8 protein-coding genes and 1 pseudogene are annotated in these 6469 nt (G+C 47.3%); 8 read left to right on the top strand and 1 reads right to left on the bottom strand.

The annotated features are described in order from the left end of the window. The 3 genes and pseudogenes from FTU64_RS16060 to FTU64_RS16050 all read left to right on the top strand — a co-directional run. Positions 1-129: pseudogene (locus FTU64_RS16060) on the top strand (transposase zinc-binding domain-containing protein); the annotation flags it as partial. A gap of 61 nt (positions 130-190) precedes the next feature. Then, the gene (locus FTU64_RS16055; protein WP_001067855.1) at positions 191-895 is read left to right on the top strand and encodes an IS6-like element IS26 family transposase; all 705 of its coding nucleotides are present in this window, start codon (positions 191-193) and stop codon (positions 893-895) included. Positions 896-934: 39 nt separating this feature from the next. Then, positions 935-1336, top strand: a complete 402-nt coding sequence (locus FTU64_RS16050; protein ID WP_001183556.1) for a LysR substrate-binding domain-containing protein — start codon at positions 935-937, stop codon at positions 1334-1336. Between the two features lie 136 nt (positions 1337-1472). Here FTU64_RS16050 and FTU64_RS16045 read toward each other — a convergent pair whose 3' ends face one another. Further along, the gene (locus FTU64_RS16045) at positions 1473-2288 is read right to left on the bottom strand and encodes an APH(3')-I family aminoglycoside O-phosphotransferase (RefSeq protein ID WP_000018323.1); all 816 of its coding nucleotides are present in this window, start codon (positions 2286-2288) and stop codon (positions 1473-1475) included. Between the two features lie 129 nt (positions 2289-2417). Here FTU64_RS16045 and FTU64_RS16040 point away from each other — a divergent pair, with 129 nt between their 5' ends. From FTU64_RS16040 to FTU64_RS16020, 5 genes are all read left to right on the top strand, one after another. Further along, positions 2418-3122: an IS6-like element IS26 family transposase gene (locus FTU64_RS16040; RefSeq protein ID WP_001067855.1), complete on the top strand. Its 705-nt coding sequence runs from the start codon at positions 2418-2420 to the stop codon at positions 3120-3122. A gap of 72 nt (positions 3123-3194) precedes the next feature. Beyond that, positions 3195-3788 (top strand): tyrosine-type recombinase/integrase, encoded by a 594-nt coding sequence (locus FTU64_RS16035; protein WP_205779272.1) that lies wholly within the window; start codon positions 3195-3197, stop codon positions 3786-3788. Positions 3789-3977: 189 nt separating this feature from the next. Continuing rightward, the gene (locus FTU64_RS16030; RefSeq protein ID WP_024160783.1) at positions 3978-5144 is read left to right on the top strand and encodes a tetracycline-inactivating monooxygenase Tet(X3); all 1167 of its coding nucleotides are present in this window, start codon (positions 3978-3980) and stop codon (positions 5142-5144) included. 147 nt (positions 5145-5291) lie between these two features. Continuing rightward, a complete protein-coding gene (locus tag FTU64_RS16025) occupies positions 5292-6029 on the top strand; it encodes a recombinase family protein (RefSeq protein ID WP_001366550.1) in 738 nt (245 codons plus the stop codon). Beyond that, positions 6026-6250, top strand: a complete 225-nt coding sequence (locus FTU64_RS16020; RefSeq protein WP_000743213.1) for a hypothetical protein — start codon at positions 6026-6028, stop codon at positions 6248-6250. Before FTU64_RS16025 ends, FTU64_RS16020 begins: the two co-directional genes overlap by 4 nt. The last annotated feature ends 219 nt before the right edge of the window (positions 6251-6469 follow it).

Below are 6469 nucleotides of genomic sequence, written 5' to 3'. Positions count from 1 at the left end.
TGCGAGTCTTGCCACGCCGAGCACCTGGTCGCTTTCAGCTGTAAGCGTCGCGGTTTCTGCCCGAGCTGTGGGGCGCGGCGGATGGCCGAAAGTGCCGCCTTGCTGGTTGATGAAGTACTGCCTGAACGGCACTGTTGCAAATAGTCGGTGGTGATAAACTTATCATCCCCTTTTGCTGATGGAGCTGCACATGAACCCATTCAAAGGCCGGCATTTTCAGCGTGACATCATTCTGTGGGCCGTACGCTGGTACTGCAAATACGGCATCAGTTACCGTGAGCTGCAGGAGATGCTGGCTGAACGCGGAGTGAATGTCGATCACTCCACGATTTACCGCTGGGTTCAGCGTTATGCGCCTGAAATGGAAAAACGGCTGCGCTGGTACTGGCGTAACCCTTCCGATCTTTGCCCGTGGCACATGGATGAAACCTACGTGAAGGTCAATGGCCGCTGGGCGTATCTGTACCGGGCCGTCGACAGCCGGGGCCGCACTGTCGATTTTTATCTCTCCTCCCGTCGTAACAGCAAAGCTGCATACCGGTTTCTGGGTAAAATCCTCAACAACGTGAAGAAGTGGCAGATCCCGCGATTCATCAACACGGATAAAGCGCCCGCCTATGGTCGCGCGCTTGCTCTGCTCAAACGCGAAGGCCGGTGCCCGTCTGACGTTGAACACCGACAGATTAAGTACCGGAACAACGTGATTGAATGCGATCATGGCAAACTGAAACGGATAATCGGCGCCACGCTGGGATTTAAATCCATGAAGACGGCTTACGCCACCATCAAAGGTATTGAGGTGATGCGTGCACTACGCAAAGGCCAGGCCTCAGCATTTTATTATGGTGATCCCCTGGGCGAAATGCGCCTGGTAAGCAGAGTTTTTGAAATGTAAGGCCTTTGAATAAGACAAAAGGCTGCCTCATCGCTAACTTTGCAACAGTGCCATTTTAAGCGTTATGCTAAGCCCAGGAAGCCGCAGGATCTTTTGAACCACAACTGCATTAACGTCCGCTATTCTGATACGAGTGGATTGTACGCCTGGGAATTCGAGAAAGATGCTCAGAAATTCAGTCTGAAAGTCAAAGGGCAATATATTGCGAACAGCACGATTCATCAGCTCGATGCAGCATTAGACGGGCTGGGGATTGCCTATATTCCCGAGTATGTTGCAGATGGATATATCAAAAGCGGCAAGCTGATTGCTGTTCTGACCGAGTGGTGTCCATATTTTGACGGCTACCATATTTATTATCCTCACCGCCGACAGGATTCTCCTGCGTTTATGGCTTTTCTGCAAGTTTTGCGTGACAGGTACAATAATGGAATAAGATAAATTTATGAGTAAAGGATTATGTCCACGATAAGCACCTGGGTCGATTCCTGGGAGGCGGCCATGAGGGTAGGGAAGCGCCGTCCCGTCAAGTCAGCGTAATGCTCTGCCAGTGTTACAACCAATTAACCAATTCTGATTAGAAAAACTCATCGAGCATCAAATGAAACTGCAATTTATTCATATCAGGATTATCAATACCATATTTTTGAAAAAGCCGTTTCTGTAATGAAGGAGAAAACTCACCGAGGCAGTTCCATAGGATGGCAAGATCCTGGTATCGGTCTGCGATTCCGACTCGTCCAACATCAATACAACCTATTAATTTCCCCTCGTCAAAAATAAGGTTATCAAGTGAGAAATCACCATGAGTGACGACTGAATCCGGTGAGAATGGCAAAAGCTTATGCATTTCTTTCCAGACTTGTTCAACAGGCCAGCCATTACGCTCGTCATCAAAATCACTCGCATCAACCAAACCGTTATTCATTCGTGATTGCGCCTGAGCGAGACGAAATGCGCGATCGCTGTTAAAAGGACAATTACAAACAGGAATCGAATGCAACCGGCGCAGGAACGCTGCCAGCGCATCAACAATATTTTCACCTGAATCAGGATATTCTTCTAATACCTGGAATGCTGTTTTCCCGGGGATCGCAGTGGTGAGTAACCATGCATCATCAGGAGTACGGATAAAATGCTTGATGGTCGGAAGAGGCATAAATGCCGTCAGCCAGTTTAGTCTGACCATCTCATCTGTAACATCATTGGCAACGCTACCTTTGCCATGTTTCAGAAACAACTCTGGCGCATCGGGCTTCCCATACAATCGATAGATTGTCGCACCTGATTGCCCGACATTATCGCGAGCCCATCTATACCCATATAAATCAGCATCCAGGTTGGAATTTAATCGCGGCCTCGAGCAAGACGTTTCCCGTTGAATATGGCTCATAACACCCCTTGTATTACTGTTTATGTAAGCAGACAGTTTTATTGTTCATGATGATATATTTTTATCGGCACTGTTGCAAATAGTCGGTGGTGATAAACTTATCATCCCCTTTTGCTGATGGAGCTGCACATGAACCCATTCAAAGGCCGGCATTTTCAGCGTGACATCATTCTGTGGGCCGTACGCTGGTACTGCAAATACGGCATCAGTTACCGTGAGCTGCAGGAGATGCTGGCTGAACGCGGAGTGAATGTCGATCACTCCACGATTTACCGCTGGGTTCAGCGTTATGCGCCTGAAATGGAAAAACGGCTGCGCTGGTACTGGCGTAACCCTTCCGATCTTTGCCCGTGGCACATGGATGAAACCTACGTGAAGGTCAATGGCCGCTGGGCGTATCTGTACCGGGCCGTCGACAGCCGGGGCCGCACTGTCGATTTTTATCTCTCCTCCCGTCGTAACAGCAAAGCTGCATACCGGTTTCTGGGTAAAATCCTCAACAACGTGAAGAAGTGGCAGATCCCGCGATTCATCAACACGGATAAAGCGCCCGCCTATGGTCGCGCGCTTGCTCTGCTCAAACGCGAAGGCCGGTGCCCGTCTGACGTTGAACACCGACAGATTAAGTACCGGAACAACGTGATTGAATGCGATCATGGCAAACTGAAACGGATAATCGGCGCCACGCTGGGATTTAAATCCATGAAGACGGCTTACGCCACCATCAAAGGTATTGAGGTGATGCGTGCACTACGCAAAGGCCAGGCCTCAGCATTTTATTATGGTGATCCCCTGGGCGAAATGCGCCTGGTAAGCAGAGTTTTTGAAATGTAAGGCCTTTGAATAAGACAAAAGGCTGCCTCATCGCTAACTTTGCAACAGTGCCAGTTTTATTACGAACGTGTTTTGGGTGGACAACGGAAAACATATTTCATCGAAAGACCAAAAAAAGAAAAAACACTTCCTGTTGTGATGAGTGAAGAAGAAACCATTCGGGTACTACGCGCTATTGAAAACGTGAAACACAAGGCTATTCTGATGACTATTTATTCGGCAGGTTTGCGCATTTCTGAATGTATAAACCTGAAAATAAAAGACATTGACTCCAAGCGCATGCAAATTCGTATAGAACAGTCAAAAGGAAAAAGAGATCGTTATACCATTTTATCTGAGAAAACATTAATTATTTTAAGAACATACTTTATGGAATATAAACCAAAAGATTATTTATTTGAAGGTCAAAAAGGTGGCGCATACTCAAGCCGAAGTATTCAAAACATTTTTAAAGCAGCTGTTTTAAAAGCAAAGATTCAAAAGGAAGTTACTGTACATACCTTACGACATAGCTTTGCAACGCATTTGCTTGAGAATGGTACGAGTTTACGTTATATTCAATCGTTGTTAGGTCATTCAAGCAGTAAAACAACTGAGGTTTATACACATATTACCACCAAGGGAATGGAACAATTAAAAAGTCCGATGGATTTGTTAGATATATAGAAAGGATTTGTATATTTGAGCAAAACTTAACAAAAAGCACTATGAATATAAATCCTTTTGAGAGAGTAGAAACGAACGGTAAACGGTTGAAAACGGATTTGTCACTGATAATGAAAGGTTTAGCAAAATAAGATATAGTGGATATATACGCCATTTGGCGTATAGCCACTTGTTATGTGCCATTTTTGAATGACAATGCGAATAGATACAGACAAACAAATGAATTTACTTAGTGATAAGAACGTTGCAATAATTGGTGGTGGACCCGTTGGACTGACTATGGCAAAATTATTACAGCAAAACGGCATAGACGTTTCAGTTTACGAAAGAGACAACGACCGAGAGGCAAGAATTTTTGGTGGAACCCTTGACCTACACAAAGGTTCAGGTCAGGAAGCAATGAAAAAAGCGGGATTGTTACAAACTTATTATGACTTAGCCTTACCAATGGGTGTAAATATTGCTGATGAAAAAGGCAATATTTTATCCACAAAAAATGTAAAGCCCGAAAATCGATTTGACAATCCTGAAATAAACAGAAATGACTTAAGGGCTATCTTGTTGAATAGTTTAGAAAACGACACGGTTATTTGGGATAGAAAACTTGTTATGCTTGAACCTGGTAAGAAGAAGTGGACACTAACTTTTGAGAATAAACCGAGTGAAACAGCAGATTTGGTTATTCTTGCCAATGGTGGAATGTCGAAAATAAGGAGCTTTGTTACCGACACGCAAGTTGAAGAAACCGGTACTTTCAACATCCAAGCTGATATTCTTCAACCGGAAATAAACTGTCCCGGATTTTTTCAGCTATGCAACGGCAACCGATTAATGGCGGGACATCAGGGCATTTTATTGTTTGCCAATCCCAATAATAATGGTGCATTGTATTTAGGAATTAGTTTTAAAACGCCCGATGAATGGAAAAATAAAATTCCCTTAGATTTTCAGGACAGAAACAGCGTTGCCGATTTTTTATTGAAAAGATTTTCCAAATGGAGTGAAGTTTACAAACAATTAATACGTTCGGTATCAACATTTCAATGCTTGCCCACAAGGAAATTTCCTTTGAACAATGATTGGAAAAGTAACCGTCCATTACCCATAACAATGATTGGCGATGCTGCTCATTTGATGTCGCCTTTTGCAGGACAGGGTGTAAATACGGGATTATTGGATGCTTTGATATTGTCTGAAAACCTTACAAACGGAGAATTTACAAGTATTGAAAATGCCATCGAAAACTACGAACAACAAATGTTTGTTTATGCAAAAGATACGCAGGACGAATCGACAGAAAACGAAACCGAAATGTTTAGTCCCAATTTTTCGTTTCAAAAATTATTGAATCTATAAACAGTAAGAAAAAACGGCTACTAACAAGCAGTTTTGCAATAGTGGGCAGAAGTGCAAAATTGAACTTGTGTGCTTCTATCAACTTTTGTACATTAGCTGCCAGTTTAAGATGGGTGCATTTGAGTATGCCCAAAGGAGCCCGCAAGTATGCGCAGGACGAAGCCAGTAGCCGCGCCGATGGTGGCGCGGGTCTATCTGCGCGTCAGCACCGACGCGCAGGACTTGGAACGCCAAGAGGCGATCACTACGGCCGCGAAGGCCGCCGGCTACTACGTCGCCGGCATCTACCGTGAGAAGGCATCCGGCGCACGCGCCGACCGGCCTGAGCTGCTGCGCATGATCGGCGACCTACAGCCCGGCGAGGTGGTCATTGCCGAGAAGATCGACCGCATCAGCCGCCTACCTTTGCCCGAGGCCGAGCGCCTGGTGGCCTCGATACAGGCCAAAGGCGCACGCCTGGCCGTCCCTGGCGTGGTCGATCTATCCGACCTGGCGGCCGAGGCCCAGGGCGTCGCCAAGATCGTGCTGGAAGCCGTGCAGATCATGCTTTTTCGCCTGGCCTTGCAGATGGCCCGCGACGACTACGAGGACAGGCGCGAACGCCAGCGCCAAGGCATTGAGTTGGCCCGCCAGGCCGGGCGGTACAAGGGCCGCCGTGCTGATCCGAAGCGCCGCGCCCAAGTTGTCGCGCTGCGCAAGTCCGGCTACAGCATCAACAAGACCGCCGAGCTGGCCGGGTACAGTGCGGCCCAGGTGAAACGGATATGGGCCGAGGTCAGCCAGGCCGAAGCGAAGCAGCACGGCGCGTTCGTGGAGGACGCATTGACGGAAGCCGATGCCCTGGCCGCTGTCGGCCAGGATGAGCGCCAGGAGGAAAGGGCATGAAGAAGCCGAACCAAGACGACGAGCCGTTTTTCATCACCGAGGAGATTGCGGCCGAAATGATCGCCGGCGGCTATGAGTTCGAGCTGCCGCCCATTCCTTGCACCATCCGCCTACGCGACGTGCTGGAGCGCATGACCGATGCTGAGCTAGCATTGCAGCCGGGCGAGATCGCCGACCAGGAGCGTGAACGCTGCCGGCGCAAGCCGTGTTCAACCTCATGATCTGGTCATGGTATTTTTCATGGCACTGAGCCTGATAGTTCTTGCAAATTGTTGTCACTAAAGGGTTTTGTGTGCTTGTTTACAATCGAGTGGGAGTGACGGGCACTGGCTGGCAATGTCTAGCAACGGCAGGCATTTCGGCTGAGGGTAAAAGAACTTTCCGCTAAGCGATAGACTGTATGTAAACACAGTATTGCAAGGACGCGGAACATGCCTCAT

Origin of the sequence: Acinetobacter sp. YH12128 (assembly GCF_013418655.1) — a bacterium.
In the GTDB taxonomy this organism is placed as follows: domain Bacteria; phylum Pseudomonadota; class Gammaproteobacteria; order Pseudomonadales; family Moraxellaceae; genus Acinetobacter; species Acinetobacter amyesii.
The sequence above is the reverse complement of the archived record's forward strand: the minus strand, read 5'-3'. Positions and strand labels throughout refer to the sequence as shown.

What these genes read in the sequence shown, in the direction of transcription:
- FTU64_RS16055 (WP_001067855.1), top strand. Translation starts at nt 191, where the DNA reads ATGAACCCATTCAAAGGCCGGCATTTTCAGCGTGACATCATTCTGTGG.
- FTU64_RS16030 (WP_024160783.1), top strand. Translation starts at nt 3,978, where the DNA reads ATGACAATGCGAATAGATACAGACAAACAAATGAATTTACTTAGTGAT.
- FTU64_RS16040 (WP_001067855.1), top strand. Translation starts at nt 2,418, where the DNA reads ATGAACCCATTCAAAGGCCGGCATTTTCAGCGTGACATCATTCTGTGG.
- FTU64_RS16025 (WP_001366550.1), top strand. Translation starts at nt 5,292, where the DNA reads ATGCGCAGGACGAAGCCAGTAGCCGCGCCGATGGTGGCGCGGGTCTAT.
- FTU64_RS16045 (WP_000018323.1), bottom strand. Translation starts at nt 2,288, where the DNA reads ATGAGCCATATTCAACGGGAAACGTCTTGCTCGAGGCCGCGATTAAAT.
- FTU64_RS16020 (WP_000743213.1), top strand. Translation starts at nt 6,026, where the DNA reads ATGAAGAAGCCGAACCAAGACGACGAGCCGTTTTTCATCACCGAGGAG.